Genomic DNA, 19,444 nt, shown 5'->3' with positions numbered 1-19,444 from the left:
CACCGGGAGAATATGACATGCACGCACGCGTAAAATGGGTAGAAGGGCTGACGTTTTTAGGGGAATCAGCTTCAGGCCATCAGATTACTATGGATGGCAATGCGGGCGATAAAGCACCGAGCCCGATGGAAATGTTACTGATGTCCGCAGGCGGTTGCAGCGCCATTGATGTGGTGTCTATATTGCAAAAAGGCCGCAACGACGTGCGGGACTGCGAAGTGAAACTGACTTCACAGCGCCGCGAAGAAGCACCGCGCCTGTTCACGCACATCAACCTGCATTTTATCGTCACCGGAAAAGACCTGAACGATAAAATTGTGGAGCGTGCGGTCAGCCTGTCAGCCGAAAAATATTGCTCGGTTTCACTGATGCTCGGCAAAGCGGCAACGATTACTCACAGCTTCGAAGTGTTAAGCGTCGAATAAATCATGACCAGTCGTAGGACTGGCACTGGTTGCGCAGTAAATCCAAAAATCGTCGCGCGGCAAACGTCAGCGGCGATTTTTGCGAGTAAAGCACGCAATACTCCGCCTGCGGGAGGGCGTCGATATTGAGCAGACACAATTTGTCTTCCAGTCCGAATGGCGCTTTCATCGCCCGCGCCACAATAGTCAGATAATCAGTCTGCAACACTATATTCAGCCCGCACACCACCGAATCAGTATGCACCGGCATTTCTGCTGCCTGCTGATGAAATCCTCCCATCGACAGCCTGATTTGCTGGTAATACCCCATATCCGTTTCGGGTAACAGCCAGCGTGCGTCCTGTAATTCCTCAAGCGTGGTGGCACCTGCCAGCGGATGCCCGCACCGGGCGATAACGCCGAAAGGCGCGCTGAACAAGGGTTCACGCACCAGATCTTCCAGCGGTAATCCCGGTCCGGCGGTACCGACCGCAAAATCCAGTTTCCCTTCACGCAGCGCGGGCAACAACGTCGAGAGTTGTCCCTCTTTGATGAGCAGTTTGGACTGCGGAAACTGCGCCTTGAATTCACCGGTCAGACCTGGCAGAACCGTCAGCGCCAGCAGAGAGGATAATCCGATGGCAACAGAACCCTGAGAATACTGGTCAATCTGGCGTATTTCATCGGCGGCTCGCTCGAGTTCTTCGAGAATAAACTGCATCCGGCGGGAAAACGCCCGCCCCGTTTCGGTCAGCGCCATCCCCTGATGGCCGCGCACAATCAGCTGAGTATCGAGCGCTTGTTCCAGTTCACGTAATGTCCGGCTGACCGCTGGCTGCGATTGCCCCATCGCCCGCGCCGCGCCGCGAATGCTGCCACTGCGTATAACCTGCTGGAAAACCTTCAGTTGCTGTAATTTCGGCAAATAGCGCACTTCGATCCCTATCAGTAAAAAGCATCACCCGCCTAAAAATTGCATCTTATGGCCGCGCTGTAAAGCTGATAGCGTCAGTAACTCAATAATAATGCGTTGTTATTCAGTTGATTACGTGATGCGTGTCGCATTTTATCTTTTGCCCGACAGGGTGAATCTCTGGCGTAGTGATAACAAAAAGGGATATCCGCTATGAAAAGTCGTTCCCTGATGATCTTCCTGCTATTTGTCGGCTATGCCGTGGTGTATATCGACAAAACGGTTATGGGCTTTGCATTACTGCCGATTGAACGTGAGTTTAATCTGCAACCTGAACAGCTGGGATATATCACCGGAATTTTCTTCCTGGCTTATTCACTGTTTCAGATCCCCGCGGGGTGGCTGAATGACAGGTTCGGCTATAAAAAAGTGCTCGGTATGTCGCTGTTCCTGCTGGGTGGCTTCGCGCTGTGCTTCGGGGCGCTGGGCTTTAGCCTGGGACTGCTGGTGACCTTCCGTTTTCTTTCCGGGGTCGGTCATTCGGGTTATCCCGCATCCTGCGCCAAAGCTGTGGTCACCAACTTTGCGGTTGAGCAGCGCACCTTTGCGCAGTCGATTCTGTTGTCTTCAGCCGGACTGGCGATGACTGCCGGGCCGCTGATTGCGGTGTACAGTCTTGATCACCTTGGCTGGCGCGGTTCTTTCTCCATTCTCGGATTACTGGCGTTTGCCATTGCCGCCGCGATTGTGATTTTGGTGCCCAACCCTCCAAAAGCGGAAATCAGTGCGGGGGTGAAAACCAGTTATCGCGATCTGCTGACCAACCCGATTGTCCTGCTGCTGTTTGTCTCGATTTTCTGTATCAATATTCCGTCATACGGTCTGATGGCATGGTTGCCAAAATATCTGGTGCAGCAGCGCGGTATGTCACTTGATGTGTCGGGTCTGGTGGTTGCCACCGGCGGACTGGGTATCTGGATATCTTCACTGGCGACCGGCTGGCTGGTCGGGCGTTATATGCAGGGCAAAGAGCCGAAAGTGATTTTCTGCTGCGCACTGCTCAGCGCGTTATGCATCTGGCTGGTCTTTACGTCGTCATCGGCGGTCACGGCCGGACTGTTCCTGTTCCTCGGCTACGTTTTCCTGATGGCGTCCTTTGTGACTGTCTTTACGTTGCCAATGAAGCGCCTGCCTTCTGACGTTATGGGCGCAGCGATGGGGATCATTAATACCGGCGGAACCCTTGGCGGATTTGTGGCGCCGATTGCGATGGGATATCTCATCACTGCCAGCCATGGTTACCTTTCTACGTTTGTATTTCTGGCGCTGGCGATGGTGGTGGCCGGTCTGGCTATCCTGCCGCTGGCAATGAAACCTCGTGCGCCAATGCGCGATGTGGCTTAACTGAGGAAAAGAGTGATGACTTTTAATTTCGATGCAATGCTGGCTGAAGTCAAAACTGACGTTCTGCGCTGGCGCAGACATATTCATGCCCATCCTGAGCTCTCTTTTCAGGAGTATAAAACGGCGGCCTACATCACAGAGCAGCTGGAAAGTTTCGGCGGTCTTATCCTGACGCATCTGACGCCCAACAGCGTGATTGCCGATCTGAAAGGGGCACATCCGGGGCCGATGTACGCGCTGCGGGCAGACATTGATGCGTTACCCATTCAGGAAGAGAACGATGAACCCTTCTGTTCCACCGTGCCTGGCGTGATGCACGCCTGCGGGCATGATGCCCATACGGCGATGCTGCTGGGTGCTGCGAAAGTGCTGACTCAATGCCGCTCAGAGTTACATGGCTCGGTGCGGTTTATCTTCCAGCATGCAGAAGAAGTGCCGCCAGGGGGGGCGCAGGAATTGGTGGATCTGGGCGTGCTGGACGGAGTGGCGAAAATCTTCGGCCTGCACGTTATGCCAAATTCTCCGACCGGCGAAGTGGGGCTGAAAGAGGGCGTTTTCTGCGCCTCCACGGATAATTTCGATATCACTATTACCGGCAAAGGCGGGCACGGTTCCATGCCGCATCTGTGTATCGACCCGGTGGTGATTGGCGCGGAAGTTGTCACTGCGCTGCAAAATGTCGTGGCGCGTCGTATTGATCCGCTTCAGGTGCCGGTGCTGACCATTGCCACTTTCCAGAGTGGTGAAAGCTATAACGTCATTCCGGAGCGGGTGAAACTCGCCGGAACGCTGCGTACACATCACAGTAATGTCCGCGAGCAGGTGCCGCTGGTGATGGAGCAGATCATTTCAGGGATTACGGCGGCGCATGGCGCGACATACGAACTGCGCTGGACGCGCGGCTATGTGAACGGCGATAACCATCCCGAGGCCTGCGCGATTGCGCGTCAGGTGATTGAAAAAACGCTGGGGCCACAGGCGCTGTGCGAAGTCACTCAGCCGCTATTTGGCGGGGAAGATTTTTCTTCTTATCAGCAAAAAGTGCCGGGATGTTTTCTGTTTATTGGCAGCGGGAATGAAAAAATCGGTGCGACTTATGGGGTGCATAACCCGCGCTTCCGTCTGGATGAAGAGGCTCTTCAGATTGGCGTCGCATTGCATGTCGGGTTTATCCGTCAGTTGCTGATGAACGACGCCTGAGTCCGTTATTCGATCTTTTTCCCTTCCATCAGGCGCTGCACCAGCGGCGCCATAATCAGCTCCATTGCCAGTCCCATCTTCCCGCCCGGTACCACCAGCGTTTTGATATGCGAGATGAACGACCCCTGTAACATCGCCAGCAGATACGGAAAATCAATATCATCCAGCCCCTGGAAGTGAATCACCACAAAGCTCTCATCAAGGGAAGGAATGGCTTTTGCGGCAAATGGGTTCGAAGTATCGATAGTCGGCACACGCTGGAAGTTGATATGCGTGCGGGAAAACTGCGGCGTGATGTAACTGATGTAGTCATCCATCGAACGGACGACGGAATCCATCACCGCTTCACGGGAATGTCCGCGCTCGCCGGTGTCGCGCACCAACTTCTGGATCCACTCAAGGTTGACGATAGGGACCACGCCGACCAGTAAATCGACCTGCGCCGCAACGTCAATTTTGTCCGCGACGACGCCGCCGTGCAGCCCTTCATAGAAAAGAATATCTGTCGGTTCTGGCAGCGCCTGCCACGGCGTAAAGGTGCCCGGCACCTGATTGTAGGGAACGGCTTCGTCATAAGTATGCAGATACTTGCGCGAACGGCCGGTACCGGTTTTACCGTATTCGATAAAACTTTTTTCCAGCAGACCAAAGTCGTTGGCTTCCGGCCCGAAATAGCTGATATGACGACCGAGGTCGCGCGCCTTACGGATCGCCGCATCCATTTCCGGACGAGTGAAATGGTGGAAGCTGTCGCCTTCCAGCTCAGCCGCACGCAGGCCAAGCTGCTGAAATATTTTACGGAATGCCAGGCTGGTAGTAGTGGTACCTGCTCCGCTGGAGCCGGTAACTGCAATGACAGGATGTTTTGCTGACATAGTCGGTCTTACTCCATAACGTCACGCCAGATTAATGCCGAATCCCCGCAAAATTGGCGAAAACAAAGCGCATAATTAATCCCATTGTTACCATAATTATTCTAAGAGGGACAGGCTGTCTGAATGCCTTTTTAGATCGAGCCTACCAATCCTGCGGCACTTCTTCCTGTCCGGCGCGAAACTGGCCGCGGGGCATAATGTTCAGGGTTTCATGCAATTCTGACCAGACCAGCACGATCTCGCCGCTTTTCAGCTGGCGTTTCACGTCATCGACTTTTTGCTCCAGAGAACGTTCCTGCTCGCCGTAGTCGGTGCCTTCGCGCAGTACGAAGGATTCCACCACGCTTGTGAGCAGTTCGGCGTCCAGATCCTGCCAGGGAATAATCACAACAATGCTTCCTTTTTAAGTTCGGTCGTTGGTTCTAAATGCGGGGCGATCCAGGCCGGAATGCGCTGTTCCAGCCACATTTTCGGATGACGCAGGCTCCCGGAAACAAAGCCGACATGCCCGCCGTGCTCCGTCAGCTGATATTCCACACACTCCGGCAAATCTTCGGCTTTTGGGATGACGTCCGGCGTCATGAACGGATCGTCTTTGGCGTGGATAATCAGTAACGGCGTTCTGACCTGCGCCAGCAGCGGCATACCACTGCAACGGCGGTAATAATCCAGCGCATCGGTAAAGCCGTGCGCTTTTGAAGTGATGGCGTCGTCGAAATCACGAATGCGACGCATGGCTTTGAGCTGCGCCAGCGTGACGGGAAGTGTTCCCGGATATTTTGCCAGTTTGCGCGAGGCATTGCCTTTGAGCTGATCGAGCAGATAACGCTGATAAATTCGCGATGAACCCTGTTCCAGCCGGTAGGCACAAGGTTCCAGCATCAGCGGTGCAGACACCACAACAGCCGCTTTGAGCGTGCAATTTTCGCCTTCCTGGCCGAGATAACAGGCCAGCATATTTCCGCCCAGCGAAACGCCGACGGCACCGGTTGGTGCTTCGCCATAGGTTTCATTGAGCCAGCGAATGAAAAAGCGCGCATCTTCGGTTTCCCCGGAATGATAAATCCGCTGAAGTTTATTCGGTTCGCCACTGCATCCGCGAAAGTGCATCACCACGCCGAGCCAGCCTTTGTCTTTCCATGCCTGCAATAAACCGTGGGCGTACGGGCTGTAAAAGCTGCCTTCCAGCCCGTGAAACAAGATCATGCGTGGTTTATGACGCGCCTTTTCCGGGTCTTCGCTCCAGGCTAAATCCAGGAAATCGCCGTCCGGCGTATCGAGTCTTTGCCAGTGAGGTTTAAGTTTTGCATGCCGACGCACCAGTCGTGGTAACAGCGTCTGGATGTGCGGATTACTGGCCCCGCGCAGGGGACGAAAGGATTCAACCATAAGATGAATAAATTTCTCTTAAGAGGCTCTTGTGCGATCAATATCACGCTGTTAGCTTCAATGCTATCGCACATCTTTCGGGTCGGAGTACCCAAATTAAATGGAACTCGGTTTATTTTTCTCAATGCTCGGATTTTTATGGGTCGCCGCTATCACTCCAGGCCCGAATAATATGTTGTTAACCACGTCTGGCGCTAACTTCGGTTTCTTCCGCTCAATCTGGCTGATGGTCGGCATTATGCTCGGCATGCAAAGTATTTTGCTGCTGGTGGCCTTCGGCGTTGGCGGGCTGATCACGGTTTATCCTGCGTTACACCTTTTCCTCAAAATCGCCGGTAGTCTTTATCTGCTGTGGCTGGCGTGGAAGATTGCGACGTCGGCCTATGAAAAGCTGGAAACCGGCGCGCCACCCCCGAAGCCGATCCGGTTATATCAGGGCTGGTTGCTGCAATTCCTGAACCCGAAAGCCTGGCTGATGGGGCTGGGCGCGGTGGCGAGTTTCAGTCTGGCAGGCGCAGCGTATAACCATTCGATTGCCGGTATCAGCCTCGGGATGTTCCTGGTGAATCTGGTCTCCGGGATCATCTGGCTCGGGTTCGGTACCGTGATTGGTCGCCTGCTGCGCAGCAAGCGTGCGTGGTACACCTTCAACATCGCGATGGGTATTCTGACTGCGGCTTGTGTGTTGTTGATCTGGCATTAAGATAAAATGAAAAAGGAGCCTCGTGGCTCCTTTCCATTTTCTGGCAGACGGTCAATTAGTCGAGATCAAAGGCCTTCGACATTTCTTCCAGCTGTTCCTGTGCATCAAGCCAGGTCATTTCGGTTTCTTCCAGCGCGCCTTTCACTTTGGTCTGTTGTTGCAGACATTCAGTCAGTTCGGCTTTACGGCTGATATCGTAAATCGCGGAATCGGCCAGACGCTCTTCGAGGGTTGCCAGCTCGGTACTCAGTTTTTCCATCTGCGCTTCGAGTTTGGTAATTTGCTTACGCAGCGGCTGGGTTTGATTGCGGAAATCAGCTTCGCGGCGTTTCTGGTCCTTACGCGACTGCGCGCTGTTGACGCCGCCGTCTTTGGCCGGTGCATCCTGCTGGCTTTCCTGACGCTGTATATCCACCAGCCATTGCTGATAGTCTTCCAGATCACCGTCGAACTGTTCCACTTTACCGCCGTGAACCAGATACAAATCGTCGGTGGTGGAACGCAGTAAGTGGCGGTCATGCGAGACGACTACCATCGCGCCTTCGAAGTCGATCAGCGCTTCGGTCAGCGCCTGGCGCATATCGAGATCTAAGTGGTTGGTCGGTTCATCGAGCAGCAGCAGGTTAGGGCGCTGCCAGACGATCAGGGCCAGCACCAGACGGGCTTTTTCGCCGCCGGAGAAACGCCCGGTCGGGTCAGTGACTTTATCGCCGTGGAATCCGAACCCGCCGAGATAATCGCGCAGTTGCTGTTCGGTTTCTTTATTCGCCAGACGAACCAGATGTTGCAACGGCGAATCTTCTGCACGCAAAAACTCCAGCTGGTGCTGGGCGAAGTAACCCAGTTTGACGCCTTTCGCCAGACCGATGTCACCCTGAAGCGGCGGCATGGTACCGGCCAGCAATTTGATCAGCGTGGATTTACCGGCACCGTTGCGGCCCAGCAGGCCGATACGCGAACCCGGCACCAAATTCAGTTTGATCGACTCCAGAATAGTGGTGTCACCATAACCGGCGCTGACTTTTTCCATCCGCAGCAGCGGATCGGGCAAACTTTCCGGCGAACGGAAGCTAAAATGAAAAGGATTGTCGACGTGCGCCGGGGCAATCAGCTCCATGCGTTCCAGCATTTTGATACGGCTTTGCGCCTGCTTGGCTTTCGTCGCCTGTGCGCGGAAACGGTCAATATAGCTTTGCAGGTGCGCCACTTTTTCCTGCTGACTTTCAAACAATGCCTGCTGTTGCGACAGTTTGGTCGCACGCTGGCGTTCGAAGGACGAGTAGTTACCGGTATATTCGTTCATCGACTGCTGTTCGATGTGCATAATTTTATCAACGATGGGATCGAGGAAATCACGGTCATGTGAAATCAGCACCAGCGTGCCGGTGTAGCTTTTCAGCCATTTCTCGAGCCAGATAACCGCGTCCAAATCCAGATGGTTTGTCGGTTCGTCGAGCAGCAGTAAATCAGAACGACAGATCAGCGCCTGCGCTAGGTTCAGGCGCATACGCCAGCCGCCGGAGAACGATTTCACCGGTTGCTGTAACTGATTTTGGGTAAAGCCCAACCCGCTGAGCAGGCTGGCGGCGCGCGCCGGAATGGTCCAGGCGTTAATGGCGTCGAGTTTGCCGTGCAGCGTGGCGATGGCATGGCCGTCGTCCCGCTCGTTAGCCTGCTGCAATTGGGCTTCCAGCTGACGAAATTCACGGTCGCCGTCGATAACATACTCTATCGCCGGTTCGTCCAGCGCTGGCGTTTCCTGATTTACCCAGGCCAGCGCCCAGCTGGTCGGAAACGTCAGGTTGCCTGCATCGGCGCTCATTTCACCTTTTAGCAGGGAAATCAGGGTGGATTTACCGCAGCCATTTTTGCCCACCAGCCCGACTTTCTGGCCGGGATTGATGGTCGCAGACGCGTTGTCCAGCAGCACATTAGTGCCGCGTCGGATTTGTAAGGAGGAGAAAACAATCATAAAGCGCCGTGTTGAGAGTATGTTAAATTGTCATGATAATGATCTAAACAAGACGTATCGCGTCCCATTTTGTCTTTGCGAAGCATGGTAACGGAAAAACCGCACCCTGACGACGCTTTGGAGGTATTGATGTCGCAGCCACCAAAGGTTTTGCTGCTGTATGCCCATCCGGAATCACCCGATTCGGTCGCCAACCGCGTTTTACTGCAACAAGCACAACAGCTTGAACATGTCACCGTGCATGATTTGTACGCCCACTATCCTGATTTTTTTATCGATATTCACCGTGAGCAGCAACTGCTGCGCGAACATAAGGTGATTGTTTTTCAGCACCCCCTTTATACCTACAGCTGTCCGGCGTTGTTGAAAGAGTGGATGGATCGCGTGCTCGCGCGCGGTTTCGCCAGCGGTGCGGGCGGGAATGCTCTCAATGGAAAATACTGGCGTTCGGTGGTGACTACCGGTGAACCGGAGGGCGCTTACCGTGCGGGTGGTTATAACCGTTATCCGATGTCCGACATTATGCGTCCGTTCGAGCTGACGTCTGCTATGTGCCATATGCACTGGATGACGCCAATCATCATTTACTGGGCGCGCCGTCAGAAACCTGATGTGCTGCAAAGTCATGCCGAAGCTTACGGCGAATGGCTGAAATCCCCGTTGCCGCACGGAGGGATTGCATAATGGATGTTTCCAATATTCCCATGGCGATCCTGCTGTTTCTGTTCGCCGCGGTCGTTGCCGTGCCGGTTGCCCAACGTTTAGGGATTGGCGCGGTGCTCGGCTATTTGCTGGCCGGTATCGCCATCGGTCCGTGGGGACTGGGTTTTATCCGTGATGTAGACGAAATTCTGCATTTCTCCGAACTCGGTGTGGTTTTCCTGATGTTTATCATCGGGCTGGAACTGAATCCCGGCAAACTGTGGGCGCTGCGGCGGCAAATTTTTGGCGTCGGTGCCGGGCAGGTGATCCTCACCGCACTGGTGCTCGGCGGATTGTTATATCTGACCAAATTTTCCTGGCAGGCCGCGGTAATTGGCGGTATCGGGCTGGCGATGTCATCTACGGCGATGGCATTGCAGCTGATGCGTGACAAAGGCATGACCCGTAACGAAGGCGGTCAGCTGGGTTTTGCCGTGCTGCTGTTCCAGGATATCGCGGTTATTCCGGCGCTGGCGCTGATCCCGATTCTGGCCGGCGGTTCTGAAGGCAGCAATAACTGGGAGATGATCGGTCTGAAAGTGCTGGCTTTTGGCGGCATGCTGATCGGCGGGCGCTATTTACTGCGGCCGATTTTCCGGCTGATTGTGGCTTCAGGGGTGCGCGAAGTGTTTACCGCCGCCGCGCTGCTGGTGGTGCTGGGTTCGGCGTTGTTTATGGATACGCTGGGCTTTTCGATGGCGCTCGGGACATTTATCGCCGGGATTTTACTGGCAGAAAGCGAATATCAGCACGAACTGGAAATCGCTATCGAGCCGTTTAAGGGTTTACTGCTCGGGTTGTTCTTTATTTCCGTTGGCATGGCGTTGAATCTGGGCGTGCTCTACACCCACATTCTGCTGGTGCTGGCGGGCGTAATTATTCTGGTGACGGTCAAAGGCGCGGTGCTGTACGGGCTGTCGCGCATATTTGGCCTGCGGACATCCGTACGCTTGCAGTTTTCTGCCGTGCTCAGTCAGGGTGGTGAATTTGCTTTCGTGCTTTTTTCGGCCGCTGGCGCGCAGAAAGTGATTTCCTCGTCGCAGCTTTCGCTGTTGCTGGTGGTGGTGACGTTATCGATGATGACCACGCCGCTGCTGATGCAATGGGTCGACCGGATCCTGGTGCGTCGTTACAACGATGGCGAAGAGAGTGACGAAAAGCATTTTGTGCAGGATGATGAGCCGCAGGTGATTATTGTCGGCTTCGGACGTTTCGGGCAGGTGATTGGCCGTTTGCTGATGGCGAACAAAATGCGCATCACGGTGCTGGAGCGCGATATCAGTGCTGTCGGGCTGATGCGAACTTACGGTTATAAGGTGTATTACGGCGACGCGACGGAGCTGGAACTGCTCAGGGCATCAGGTGCTGAAAAGGCAAAATCGATCGTGATTACCTGTGATGAGCCCGCCGATACCATGACTATCGTGCATTTGTGTCAGCAGCATTTTCCGCATCTGAATATTCTGGCACGCGCTCGTGGCCGTGTTGAGGCGCATGAGCTGTTGCAGGCTGGTGTGGCGAATTTCTCCCGTGAGACGTTCTCCAGTGCGCTGGAATTAGGCAAAAAGGCGCTGGTCACGCTGGGCATGCATCCGCACAGTGCGTACCGCGCGCAACAACATTTCCGTCGCCTCGATATGCGGATGCTACGTGAACTGGTGCCGCAAAACCGCGGTGACGTGGCGCAGATTTCCCGTGTGAAAGAAGCGCGGCGCGAGCTGGAGGATATCTTCCAGAGCGAAATGCATAACGAACGTCGTCAGCTTGATGGCTGGGACGACGACGAATAGTCCGGCAGGCGGAAAATAATTTTACCGTCTGAATGAAAAATGACCGGACGCAATGTCGCAAATTTCAGGAGAAGTAACATGGCTACAACCCGTAAACGGTTTATCGCTGGGGCGGTATGTCCGAAATGTAAGGCGATGGATACGCTGGCTTTATGGCAGGAAGATCAGGTTGAAGTGGTGGAGTGTGTAAAGTGCGGGCACCATCAGCGTCAGACCGATGCTCAGGTCAGCAAGAAGCTTCGCCCGGAAGAGCAGGTGATCGGTATTTTCGATCCGAAGTAGCGTTATTGCTCGTGTTTTTTTATGCTGGTAGTACAGAGACGCGGATTTCCGCTACACTCTTCGCCAAATTTATCCGGTCGCGCTTTTCAGGATGATCTCATCGAAAAGTGGCCGTCACTGAATTAGCCTTAAGCGAAGTTGCGTGCGTGACGAAACGCCCGCAGACAACAAATTGAGTTTCCAACGGTAGGAGTTATCATGAAAGTAGCAAAAGACCTGGTCATCAGCGTGGCATATCAGGTACGTACAGAAGACGGTGTGTTGGTTGATGAATCTCCGGTGAGCGCGCCGTTGGATTACCTGCACGGCCATGGTTCCCTGATCTCCGGTCTGGAAACTGCGCTGGATGGCCATGCCATTGGTGACGTTTTTGACGTGCATGTTGGCGCAAACGACGCTTACGGCAACTACGACGAAAACCTGGTTCAGCGCGTTCCTAAAGACGTGTTCATGGGTGTTGATGAGCTGGAAGTGGGTATGCGTTTCCTGGCTGATACCGATCAGGGTCCGGTTCCGGTAGAAATCACTGAAGTTGACGGCGACCACGTTGTTGTCGACGGCAACCACATGCTGGCAGGTCAGGATCTGAACTTCCACGTTGAAGTGGTGGCAATCCGTGAAGCGACCGAAGAAGAACTGGCTCACGGCCACGTTCACGGCGAACACGGCCACGATCATGGTCACGACCATGAACACGGTGAAGGTTGCTGCGGTGGCCACGACCATGATCACGACCACGGTCATGATCACGGTAAAAAAGGCGGTTGTGGTGGTAACGGCGGCTGCGGCTGCCACTAATTATTACTTTGCCTGCAGAGTGATAAAAACGAAAGGCGCCGGAAGGCGCCTTTTTGTTACGTCAGAAACAGCATCAATAATGCGGCGGCGGTGCTTCTTCCGACTGATCGGCAATCATTGATGGCTGGCTGGCGCGGAGTTTGTCTGTCAGCAGACGCAGGTGATCGTGCAATCTGCTCATTTCAAGCTGATGCTGTGTGACGATCATATTCAGCTCTTCTATTGTAATTTCCTGAAAAGCCAGCTTGTTTTCCAGCATCTCCAGACGTTGTTCAACGGTGTTTGAGTCCATAATCATTACCTCATTGTGCGGCTCAAGTTGATCAGGTTGAGCACTGACCGGAACCTCATACTGTATTGTAGACCGGCGATTCTACCCGTAAACCTGCTGAATTGCCTGACTCCTGCGGCGCTTTATCGTTTGTTCTTCACGATTAGACGAAACTAATTGATGCAAAAAAGGTCTGAATATGACGCTAATGGCGTGTATAGAGATTGTTTTGTCGTGAGACGGGCAGTTATAGTAACCGCCGAACTTTCGTAATTATTACCAGAGGTCATACGCTTCTGGTCTTGGAGAAATGGATGAAATCACTGTTTAAAGTAACTCTGCTGGCAACCACCATGGCGATTGCCCTGAATGCCACTCAGGTTATGGCTGCTGAAGCCACAGCACCGGCCGCTGCTGCAACTGCGCCAGCAACCGCCCCTGCTGCAGCTGCTCCTGCAGCAACAGATAAAACCAAGTTTAAAAGTGACGACGAACAAGCTGCCTATGCATTGGGTGCATCACTGGGTCGTTACATGGACAACTCTCTGAAAGAGCAAGAAAAGCTGGGCATCAAACTGGATAAAGACCAGCTGATCGCCGGTGTTCAGGATGCGTTTGCTAACAAAAGCAAACTGTCCGATCAGGAAATTGAGCAAACTCTGCAAACCTTCGAAGGCCGTGTGAAAGCTTCTGCACAGGCTAAGATGGAGCAGGACGCTAAAGCTAACGCTGACAAAGGCGACAAATTCCGTGCTGATTTCGCCAAAGAAAAAGGCGTGAAGAAGACTGAATCTGGCCTGCTGTATCAGGTAGAAAAACCAGGTGCTGGCGCAGCACCTAAAGACAGCGACACCGTTGTGGTGAACTACAAAGGTACGCTGACCGACGGTACTGAGTTTGATAACTCTTATACCCGTGGTGAGCCGCTGTCCTTCCGTCTTGATGGTGTGATCCCAGGCTGGACCGAAGGCCTGAAACACATCAAGAAAGGCGGCAAAATCAAGCTGGTCATTCCACCAGCACTGGCATACGGCAAAACTGGCGTCCCTGGGATCCCAGCGAACTCTACTCTGGTGTTCGATGTTGAACTGCTGGACGTGAAAGCGGCACCAAAGGCTGACCCGAAAGCAGCTGAAAAACCTGCTGAAGCTGAAGCGGCACCAAAAGCAAACTGATTTGCTATTGAGCTGTTGCAGAAAACCGTCGCTAAATGCGGCGGTTTTTTTTCGCCTTTAACTTTTCTTCGGGCCTGACCTTCATTTTATTGCGGTTACTCTATGATGATAACTTGACGCTTTTGTTTCCCCGGCATAACGTCACAGATCCATATAATCGTAAGGCCGTTTTTTCTGTGTTTTTGATACAGTAGCGACCGTGGAATGATGAATAATGCGTCCTGACTCCCGTTGGAAGGCGCGATAGAGAGGGTGGTAGCTTCGATGTCTAATTCGCTTATAACTGGCGAAACCGGTGAACTGGATTTGCTGGACCAACGTCCGTTCAGCCAGGTCGATCATGAGATTTTGTCTTCATACGAGGCCGTGGTGGACGGGCTTGCGATGCTCATCGGTGAGCATTGCGAAATAGTTCTGCATTCACTGGAAGACCTGAAATGTTCAGCGGTTCGTATTGCAAATGGTGAGCATACCGGCCGTAAGATCGGCTCACCGATTACCGATTTAGCTCTGCGTATGTTGCATGACATGACCGGTGCGGACAGCAATGTGTCCAAAGCCTATTTCACCCGTGCGAAAAGTGGTGTGCTGATGAAGTCTGTCACCATCGCCATTCGTAACCGTGAGCAACGCGTCGTTGGTCTGCTGTGCATTAACATGAATCTCGACGTACCTTTCTCGCAAATTATTCAGACCTTTATGCCACCTGAGACTCAGGAAGTGGCATCGTCGGTAAACTTCGCGTCATCTGTGGATGACCTGGTGGCGCAAACGCTGGAATTCACCATCGAAGAAGTGAACGCGGATCGCAATGTTTCTAACAACGCGAAGAACCGTCAGGTTGTGCTGAATCTTTATGAAAAGGGTATTTTTGATATTAAAGATGCCATCAATCAGGTTGCTGACCGCCTGAATATTTCCAAACATACGGTTTACCTGTATATCCGCCAGTTTAAAAGCGGGGATCTGGTGGGGAATGAGCGTTGAAACTGCGTTATTGCCTGCTGGTAACCGGTCCTGCCTATGGAACACAACAAGCCAGTGCTGCTTATCAGTTCGCACTGGCGTTGATAAGCTGCGGCCATCAACTGGACAGCGTGTTTTTTTATCGTGAAGGCGTTCTCAATGGCAATATGCTTTCTGCACCTGCTTCCGATGAATTTGACCTCGTCAGGTCCTGGCAGCGCATGGCAGCAGACCATCAGGTTGCCCTCAATGTTTGTGTAGCAGCGGCATTGCGACGCGGAGTCATAGACGAAACAGAGGCGCATAATCAGGGACACGGGCAGACGAATTTACAAGCTGGGTTCGCTCTTACCGGATTGGGCAGTCTCGCAGAAGCGTCTCTCACCTGTGACCGTATGGTGCAGTTCTGATGAACTATGGCAGGAACAGGCAATGAAGAAGATAGCGTTTGTATTTACTCAGGGCCCGCACGGCACTTCGGCGGGCAGAGAAGGCCTTGATGCGCTGCTGGCAACGTCAGCTCTGACGGAAGATATCGGCGTATTTTTCATGGCTGATGGGGTCTTTCAGCTCATGCCGGCACAGCAGCCGGAAAAAATTCTCGCCCGTAATTATATCGCCACATTCGGCGTGTTATCACTTTACGACGTCGATCAGTGCTTTGTCTGTGAAGACTCGCTAAAGTCACGCGGCTTGTCTGCGGGACACAAATGGGTGCTTGATGTGGAGCCGTTGTCTGCGGCTGAAATTCGCGGTCGACTGGCCAGTTTTGATGTGGTGATGACGTTTTAAATCAGGAAATTCCATGCTTTTTACTCTTGCCCGTTCCCCGCAACAATGTGATTTCTCATTAATTGTTAAGCTGGTTGCTCAGGACGACGCACTTTTGCTGATGCAGGATGGTGTACTCGCAGCGCTTGATGGCAGCGAGGCTTGTGAGCTGCTCAGCCAGCATGTTCAGTCAATCTATGTACTCAGCGAAGATCTGGCGGCCAGAGGATTGGTTGGTCAAATTTCGCACAAAATCACATTGATCGACTATACTGGATTCGTCGCGCTGACTGAGAAACACACCCAGCAAACAGCATGGTGATTTACTCAAGTGCTGTATATTTCTTGACACCCTCTTAGCTCAGCCCTAAAATTCTGCGTCCCCATATTAGCTAATGCTTTTTGTGGGGCGATTTATCACGCGTTTACAAAGTAGTTTATGAACCAAAATCCAGGAGCTTTTTAATGGCAACAATTAATCAGCTGGTACGCAAACCACGCTCTACGAAGGTTGTTAAAAGCAACGTTCCAGCGCTGGAAGCTTGCCCGCAGAAACGTGGCGTATGTACCCGTGTATATACTACCACCCCTAAAAAACCAAACTCCGCACTGCGTAAAGTATGCCGTGTGCGTTTGACTAACGGTTTTGAAGTTACCTCCTACATCGGCGGTGAAGGTCATAACCTGCAGGAACACTCCGTGATCCTGATCCGTGGCGGTCGTGTAAAAGACTTGCCAGGTGTGCGTTATCACACCGTCCGTGGCGCGCTGGACTGTTCAGGCGTTAAGGATCGTAAGCAATCTCGTTCTAAATACGGCGTTAAAAAGCCGAAGTCTTAATGGTTCTCCGTTAAGTAAGGCCAAACATTTTCACATTACTGTCAAAATAAACTCTTAGAGTTTTGGACAATCCTGAATTAACAACGGAGTATTTCCATGCCACGTCGTCGCGTCATTGGTCAACGTAAAATCCTGCCAGATCCTAAGTTCGGATCCGAACTGCTGGCAAAATTCGTAAACATTCTGATGGTAGATGGTAAAAAATCTACTGCAGAAGCAATCGTCTACACTGCTCTTGAGACCCTGGCTCAACGTAGCGGTAAAGGCCACCTGGAAGCTTTCGAAGTCGCTCTGGACAACGTTCGTCCGACTGTCGAAGTTAAGTCCCGCCGCGTAGGTGGTTCTACTTACCAGGTTCCAGTTGAAGTCCGTCCGGTTCGTCGTAATGCTCTGGCAATGCGTTGGATCGTTGAAGCTGCTCGTAAACGCGGTGATAAATCCATGGCTCTCCGCCTGGCGAACGAACTTTCTGATGCTGCAGAGAACAAAGGCACTGCAGTTAAGAAACGTGAAGACGTTCACCGTATGGCTGAAGCCAACAAGGCGTTCGCCCACTACCGCTGGTAATCACTTCGCAGTAGTTATGCTAACCAAGCGGGCGCTTCAAGAAGCCAACCCGCTTGGGTTAACTGAACTTGAACGTCCTAGTTATAGAGGAATCAAATGGCTCGTAAAACACCCATTGAGCGCTACCGTAACATTGGTATCAGTGCTCACATCGACGCCGGTAAGACAACCACTACCGAACGTGTTCTGTTCTACACCGGTGTAAACCACAAAATCGGTGAAGTGCATGATGGCGCAGCCACCATGGACTGGATGGAGCAGGAGCAGGAACGTGGTATTACCATCACGTCCGCTGCGACCACCTGTTTCTGGTCAGGTATGGCTAAGCAGTTCGAACCACACCACATCAACATCATCGACACCCCAGGACACGTTGACTTCACCATTGAAGTTGAACGTTCCATGCGTGTTCTTGATGGCGCGGTAATGGTTTACTGTGCTGTTGGTGGTGTTCAGCCACAGTCTGAGACCGTATGGCGTCAGGCAAACAAATATAAAGTTCCACGTATCGCGTTCGTTAACAAAATGGACCGTATGGGTGCTAACTTCCTGAAAGTTGTTGATCAGATTGAAAAACGTCTGGGCGCAACTCCGGTGCCTCTGCAACTGGCAATCGGCGCGGAAGAAAAATTCACCGGTGTTGTTGACCTGGTGAAGATGAAAGCTATCAACTGGAACGAAGCTGATCAGGGCGTGACCTTCGAATACGAAGAGATCCCGGCTGACATGCAAGAACTGGCTGAAGAATGGCGTCAGAAACTGGTTGAGTCCGCTGCTGAAGGCTCTGATGAGCTGATGGAGAAATTCTTTGGTGGCGAAGAGCTGACTGAAGAAGAGATCAAAGCTTCTCTGCGTAAGCGCGTTCTGAACAATGAAGTTATCTTGGTTACCTGTGGTTCTGCGTTTAAAAACAAAGGCGTACAGGCAATGCTGGATGCTGTTGTTGAGTATCTGCCAGCACCAACCGACGTTGAAGCTATCAACGGTTTGTTGGATGACGGTAAAGACACTCCTGCAGTTCGCCATTCTGACGATGCCGAGCCGTTCTCTGCTCTGGCGTTCAAAATCGCTACTGACCCATTCGTGGGTAACTTGACGTTCTTCCGTGTCTATTCCGGTCTCGTCAACTCTGGTGACACTGTCTTTAACCCAGTGAAATCACAGCGCGAACGTCTGGGTCGTATCGTTCAGATGCACGCTAACAAGCGTGAAGAAATTAAAGAAGTTCGTGCAGGCGATATCGCTGCAGCGATCGGTCTGAAAGACGTGACTACTGGTGATACCCTGTGTGATCCGGATAACGTGATCATTCTGGAGCGCATGGAATTCCCTGAACCGGTAATCTCCGTTGCTGTAGAACCAAAAACCAAAGCTGACCAGGAAAAAATGGGTCTGGCTCTGGGCCGTCTGGCTAAAGAAGACCCATCATTCCGCGTTTGGACTGATGAAGAGTCTGGTCAGACAATCATCGCAGGTATGGGTGAACTTCACCTGGATATCCTGGTTGACCGTATGCGTCGTGAATTTAACGTTGAAGCTAACGTCGGTAAGCCGCAGGTTGCATACCGTGAAGCTATCCGCGCGAAAGTTACCGACGTTGAAGGTAAACACGCTAAGCAGTCTGGTGGTCGTGGTCAGTACGGTCACGTTGTGATCGACATGTACCCATTAGAACCTGGCACAAATCCGAAAGGGTATGAGTTTGTCAACGAAATCAAAGGCGGTGTAATTCCTGGTGAATTCATCGGTGCGATTGACAAAGGCATCCAGGAACAGCTGAAATCTGGTCCACTGGCGGGTTACCCGGTAGTAGATCTGGGCGTGCGTCTGCACTTCGGTTCTTACCATGACGTTGACTCCTCCGAGCTGGCGTTTAAACTGGCCGCCTCTATCGCCTTCAAAGATGGCTTTAAGAAAGCGAAACCAGTCCTGCTTGAGCCGATCATGAAGGTTGAAGTAGAAACTCCGGAAGAGAACACTGGTGACGTCATCGGTGACCTTAGCCGTCGTCGTGGTATGCTGAAAGGTCAAGAATCTAACGCTACTGGCGTTGTGATTCATGCTGAAGTTCCGCTTTCCGAAATGTTCGGTTATGCGACTCAGCTGCGTTCACTGACCAAAGGCCGTGCATCTTACTCCATGGAATTCCTGAAGTACGATGATGCGCCGAATAACGTGGCCCTGGCCGTTATTGAAGCTCGTGGCAAATAAGCCACTGGTTTAAACACAATGATCCCGTGCTCTCTCTATGAAGGGAGAGCACAAGAGTAAGGAATATAGCCGTGTCTAAAGAAAAATTTGAACGTAACAAACCGCACGTTAACGTTGGTACTATCGGCCACGTTGACCACGGTAAAACTACCCTGACTGCAGCAATCACTACCGTTCTGGCTAAAACCTACGGCGGTTCTGCACGCGCATT

The 19,444-nt window shown here is 52.5% G+C and carries 23 protein-coding genes; 17 read left to right on the top strand and 6 right to left on the bottom strand.

Features of this window, described 5'->3' with window-relative positions; translation table 11 throughout:
• The first annotated feature begins 17 nt into the window (after nt 1-17).
• Complete coding sequence (locus tag D5398_RS22315) at nt 18-425, top strand: OsmC family protein (protein ID WP_120509577.1); 408 nt, start codon at nt 18-20, stop codon at nt 423-425.
• Between the two features lies 1 nt (nt 426).
• Here D5398_RS22315 and D5398_RS22310 read toward each other — a convergent pair whose 3' ends face one another.
• Entirely contained in the window at nt 427-1,338 is a 912-nt protein-coding gene (locus tag D5398_RS22310) for a LysR substrate-binding domain-containing protein (RefSeq protein WP_120509576.1), read from the bottom strand.
• Between the two features lie 192 nt (nt 1,339-1,530).
• Between D5398_RS22310 and D5398_RS22305 the strand changes: the two genes are divergently transcribed.
• Nucleotides 1,531-2,721, top strand: a complete 1,191-nt coding sequence (locus D5398_RS22305) for an MFS transporter (RefSeq protein ID WP_120509575.1) — start codon at nt 1,531-1,533, stop codon at nt 2,719-2,721.
• Between the two features lie 15 nt (nt 2,722-2,736).
• Complete coding sequence (locus D5398_RS22300) at nt 2,737-3,921, top strand: M20 family metallopeptidase (protein WP_120509574.1); 1,185 nt, start codon at nt 2,737-2,739, stop codon at nt 3,919-3,921.
• Between the two features lie 5 nt (nt 3,922-3,926).
• On the opposite strand, the gene D5398_RS22295 is transcribed toward D5398_RS22300, so the two are convergent.
• The 3 genes from D5398_RS22295 to D5398_RS22285 all read right to left on the bottom strand — a co-directional run bounded on the left by D5398_RS22295 (nt 3,927) and on the right by D5398_RS22285 (nt 6,185).
• Entirely contained in the window at nt 3,927-4,796 is an 870-nt protein-coding gene (locus tag D5398_RS22295; protein ID WP_112288608.1) for a phosphoribulokinase, read from the bottom strand.
• 142 nt (nt 4,797-4,938) lie between these two features.
• Entirely contained in the window at nt 4,939-5,184 is a 246-nt protein-coding gene (locus tag D5398_RS22290; protein ID WP_120509573.1) for a YheU family protein, read from the bottom strand.
• Complete coding sequence (locus D5398_RS22285; RefSeq protein WP_120509572.1) at nt 5,181-6,185, bottom strand: hydrolase; 1,005 nt, start codon at nt 6,183-6,185, stop codon at nt 5,181-5,183. Before D5398_RS22285 ends, D5398_RS22290 begins: the two co-directional genes overlap by 4 nt.
• 100 nt (nt 6,186-6,285) lie before the next feature.
• Here D5398_RS22285 and D5398_RS22280 point away from each other — a divergent pair, with 100 nt between their 5' ends.
• Nucleotides 6,286-6,888 (top strand): LysE family translocator, encoded by a 603-nt coding sequence (locus tag D5398_RS22280; RefSeq protein WP_120509571.1) that lies wholly within the window; start codon nt 6,286-6,288, stop codon nt 6,886-6,888.
• 55 nt (nt 6,889-6,943) lie between these two features.
• Here the strand turns inward: D5398_RS22280 and D5398_RS22275 are convergent, their stop codons facing one another.
• Entirely contained in the window at nt 6,944-8,860 is a 1,917-nt protein-coding gene (locus D5398_RS22275) for an ABC transporter ATP-binding protein (RefSeq protein ID WP_120509570.1), read from the bottom strand.
• Between the two features lie 129 nt (nt 8,861-8,989).
• Here D5398_RS22275 and kefG point away from each other — a divergent pair, with 129 nt between their 5' ends.
• From kefG to slyD, 4 genes are all read left to right on the top strand, one after another.
• The gene (kefG, locus tag D5398_RS22270; protein ID WP_120133978.1) at nt 8,990-9,544 is read left to right on the top strand and encodes a glutathione-regulated potassium-efflux system ancillary protein KefG; all 555 of its coding nucleotides are present in this window, start codon (nt 8,990-8,992) and stop codon (nt 9,542-9,544) included.
• A complete protein-coding gene (kefB, locus tag D5398_RS22265; protein ID WP_120509569.1) occupies nt 9,544-11,352 on the top strand; it encodes a glutathione-regulated potassium-efflux system protein KefB in 1,809 nt (602 codons plus the stop codon). The genes kefG and kefB overlap by 1 nt, the downstream gene beginning before the upstream one ends.
• Nucleotides 11,353-11,430: 78 nt before the next feature.
• Entirely contained in the window at nt 11,431-11,634 is a 204-nt protein-coding gene (locus tag D5398_RS22260) for a YheV family putative zinc ribbon protein (protein ID WP_013573660.1), read from the top strand.
• Nucleotides 11,635-11,832: 198 nt separating this feature from the next.
• A complete protein-coding gene (slyD, locus tag D5398_RS22255) occupies nt 11,833-12,432 on the top strand; it encodes a peptidylprolyl isomerase (RefSeq protein ID WP_120509568.1) in 600 nt (199 codons plus the stop codon).
• A 73-nt stretch (nt 12,433-12,505) separates the two neighbouring features.
• On the opposite strand, the gene D5398_RS22250 is transcribed toward slyD, so the two are convergent.
• Entirely contained in the window at nt 12,506-12,724 is a 219-nt protein-coding gene (locus D5398_RS22250; protein ID WP_120509567.1) for a protein SlyX, read from the bottom strand.
• Between the two features lie 293 nt (nt 12,725-13,017).
• Here D5398_RS22250 and fkpA point away from each other — a divergent pair, with 293 nt between their 5' ends.
• From fkpA to D5398_RS22200, 9 genes are all read left to right on the top strand, one after another.
• Nucleotides 13,018-13,878 (top strand): FKBP-type peptidyl-prolyl cis-trans isomerase, encoded by an 861-nt coding sequence (gene fkpA / locus D5398_RS22245; RefSeq protein ID WP_120509566.1) that lies wholly within the window; start codon nt 13,018-13,020, stop codon nt 13,876-13,878.
• A gap of 264 nt (nt 13,879-14,142) precedes the next feature.
• Nucleotides 14,143-14,865, top strand: coding sequence for a helix-turn-helix transcriptional regulator (locus D5398_RS22240; protein WP_162940816.1), 723 nt, complete (start codon nt 14,143-14,145; stop codon nt 14,863-14,865).
• Entirely contained in the window at nt 14,862-15,254 is a 393-nt protein-coding gene (tusD, locus tag D5398_RS22235) for a sulfurtransferase complex subunit TusD (RefSeq protein WP_120509565.1), read from the top strand. Before D5398_RS22240 ends, tusD begins: the two co-directional genes overlap by 4 nt.
• A 22-nt stretch (nt 15,255-15,276) precedes the next feature.
• Nucleotides 15,277-15,636, top strand: a complete 360-nt coding sequence (gene tusC, locus D5398_RS22230) for a sulfurtransferase complex subunit TusC (RefSeq protein ID WP_120509564.1) — start codon at nt 15,277-15,279, stop codon at nt 15,634-15,636.
• A 13-nt stretch (nt 15,637-15,649) separates the two neighbouring features.
• Nucleotides 15,650-15,937, top strand: coding sequence for a sulfurtransferase complex subunit TusB (tusB, locus tag D5398_RS22225; protein ID WP_120509563.1), 288 nt, complete (start codon nt 15,650-15,652; stop codon nt 15,935-15,937).
• Between the two features lie 143 nt (nt 15,938-16,080).
• Complete coding sequence (rpsL, locus tag D5398_RS22220) at nt 16,081-16,455, top strand: 30S ribosomal protein S12 (RefSeq protein WP_009638963.1); 375 nt, start codon at nt 16,081-16,083, stop codon at nt 16,453-16,455.
• Between the two features lie 96 nt (nt 16,456-16,551).
• A complete protein-coding gene (rpsG, locus tag D5398_RS22215) occupies nt 16,552-17,022 on the top strand; it encodes a 30S ribosomal protein S7 (protein ID WP_005969574.1) in 471 nt (156 codons plus the stop codon).
• 96 nt (nt 17,023-17,118) lie between these two features.
• Complete coding sequence (gene fusA / locus D5398_RS22210) at nt 17,119-19,233, top strand: elongation factor G (RefSeq protein ID WP_120509562.1); 2,115 nt, start codon at nt 17,119-17,121, stop codon at nt 19,231-19,233.
• A 71-nt stretch (nt 19,234-19,304) separates the two neighbouring features.
• Nucleotides 19,305-19,444: GTP-binding protein (locus D5398_RS22200; protein WP_228389065.1), on the top strand; the 140-nt coding region annotated here is incomplete at its 3' end.

Source organism: Rahnella bruchi (genome assembly GCF_003614975.1).
GTDB classification, from domain to species: domain Bacteria; phylum Pseudomonadota; class Gammaproteobacteria; order Enterobacterales; family Enterobacteriaceae; genus Rahnella; species Rahnella bruchi.
The sequence above is the reverse complement of the archived record's forward strand: the minus strand, read 5'-3'. Positions and strand labels throughout refer to the sequence as shown.

Excerpts from the sequence above, each read along its gene's own strand:
- D5398_RS22315 (WP_120509577.1), top strand. The coding sequence starts at position 18 with ATGCACGCACGCGTAAAATGGGTAGAAGGGCTGACGTTTTTAGGGGAA.
- D5398_RS22305 (WP_120509575.1), top strand. The coding sequence starts at position 1,531 with ATGAAAAGTCGTTCCCTGATGATCTTCCTGCTATTTGTCGGCTATGCC.
- D5398_RS22300 (WP_120509574.1), top strand. The coding sequence starts at position 2,737 with ATGACTTTTAATTTCGATGCAATGCTGGCTGAAGTCAAAACTGACGTT.
- D5398_RS22295 (WP_112288608.1), bottom strand. The coding sequence starts at position 4,796 with ATGTCAGCAAAACATCCTGTCATTGCAGTTACCGGCTCCAGCGGAGCA.
- D5398_RS22285 (WP_120509572.1), bottom strand. The coding sequence starts at position 6,185 with ATGGTTGAATCCTTTCGTCCCCTGCGCGGGGCCAGTAATCCGCACATC.
- D5398_RS22280 (WP_120509571.1), top strand. The coding sequence starts at position 6,286 with ATGGAACTCGGTTTATTTTTCTCAATGCTCGGATTTTTATGGGTCGCC.
- D5398_RS22275 (WP_120509570.1), bottom strand. The coding sequence starts at position 8,860 with ATGATTGTTTTCTCCTCCTTACAAATCCGACGCGGCACTAATGTGCTG.
- kefG (WP_120133978.1), top strand. The coding sequence starts at position 8,990 with ATGTCGCAGCCACCAAAGGTTTTGCTGCTGTATGCCCATCCGGAATCA.
- kefB (WP_120509569.1), top strand. The coding sequence starts at position 9,544 with ATGGATGTTTCCAATATTCCCATGGCGATCCTGCTGTTTCTGTTCGCC.
- D5398_RS22260 (WP_013573660.1), top strand. The coding sequence starts at position 11,431 with ATGGCTACAACCCGTAAACGGTTTATCGCTGGGGCGGTATGTCCGAAA.
- slyD (WP_120509568.1), top strand. The coding sequence starts at position 11,833 with ATGAAAGTAGCAAAAGACCTGGTCATCAGCGTGGCATATCAGGTACGT.
- D5398_RS22250 (WP_120509567.1), bottom strand. The coding sequence starts at position 12,724 with ATGGACTCAAACACCGTTGAACAACGTCTGGAGATGCTGGAAAACAAG.
- fkpA (WP_120509566.1), top strand. The coding sequence starts at position 13,018 with ATGAAATCACTGTTTAAAGTAACTCTGCTGGCAACCACCATGGCGATT.
- D5398_RS22240 (WP_162940816.1), top strand. The coding sequence starts at position 14,143 with ATGTCTAATTCGCTTATAACTGGCGAAACCGGTGAACTGGATTTGCTG.
- tusC (WP_120509564.1), top strand. The coding sequence starts at position 15,277 with ATGAAGAAGATAGCGTTTGTATTTACTCAGGGCCCGCACGGCACTTCG.
- tusB (WP_120509563.1), top strand. The coding sequence starts at position 15,650 with ATGCTTTTTACTCTTGCCCGTTCCCCGCAACAATGTGATTTCTCATTA.
- rpsL (WP_009638963.1), top strand. The coding sequence starts at position 16,081 with ATGGCAACAATTAATCAGCTGGTACGCAAACCACGCTCTACGAAGGTT.
- rpsG (WP_005969574.1), top strand. The coding sequence starts at position 16,552 with ATGCCACGTCGTCGCGTCATTGGTCAACGTAAAATCCTGCCAGATCCT.
- fusA (WP_120509562.1), top strand. The coding sequence starts at position 17,119 with ATGGCTCGTAAAACACCCATTGAGCGCTACCGTAACATTGGTATCAGT.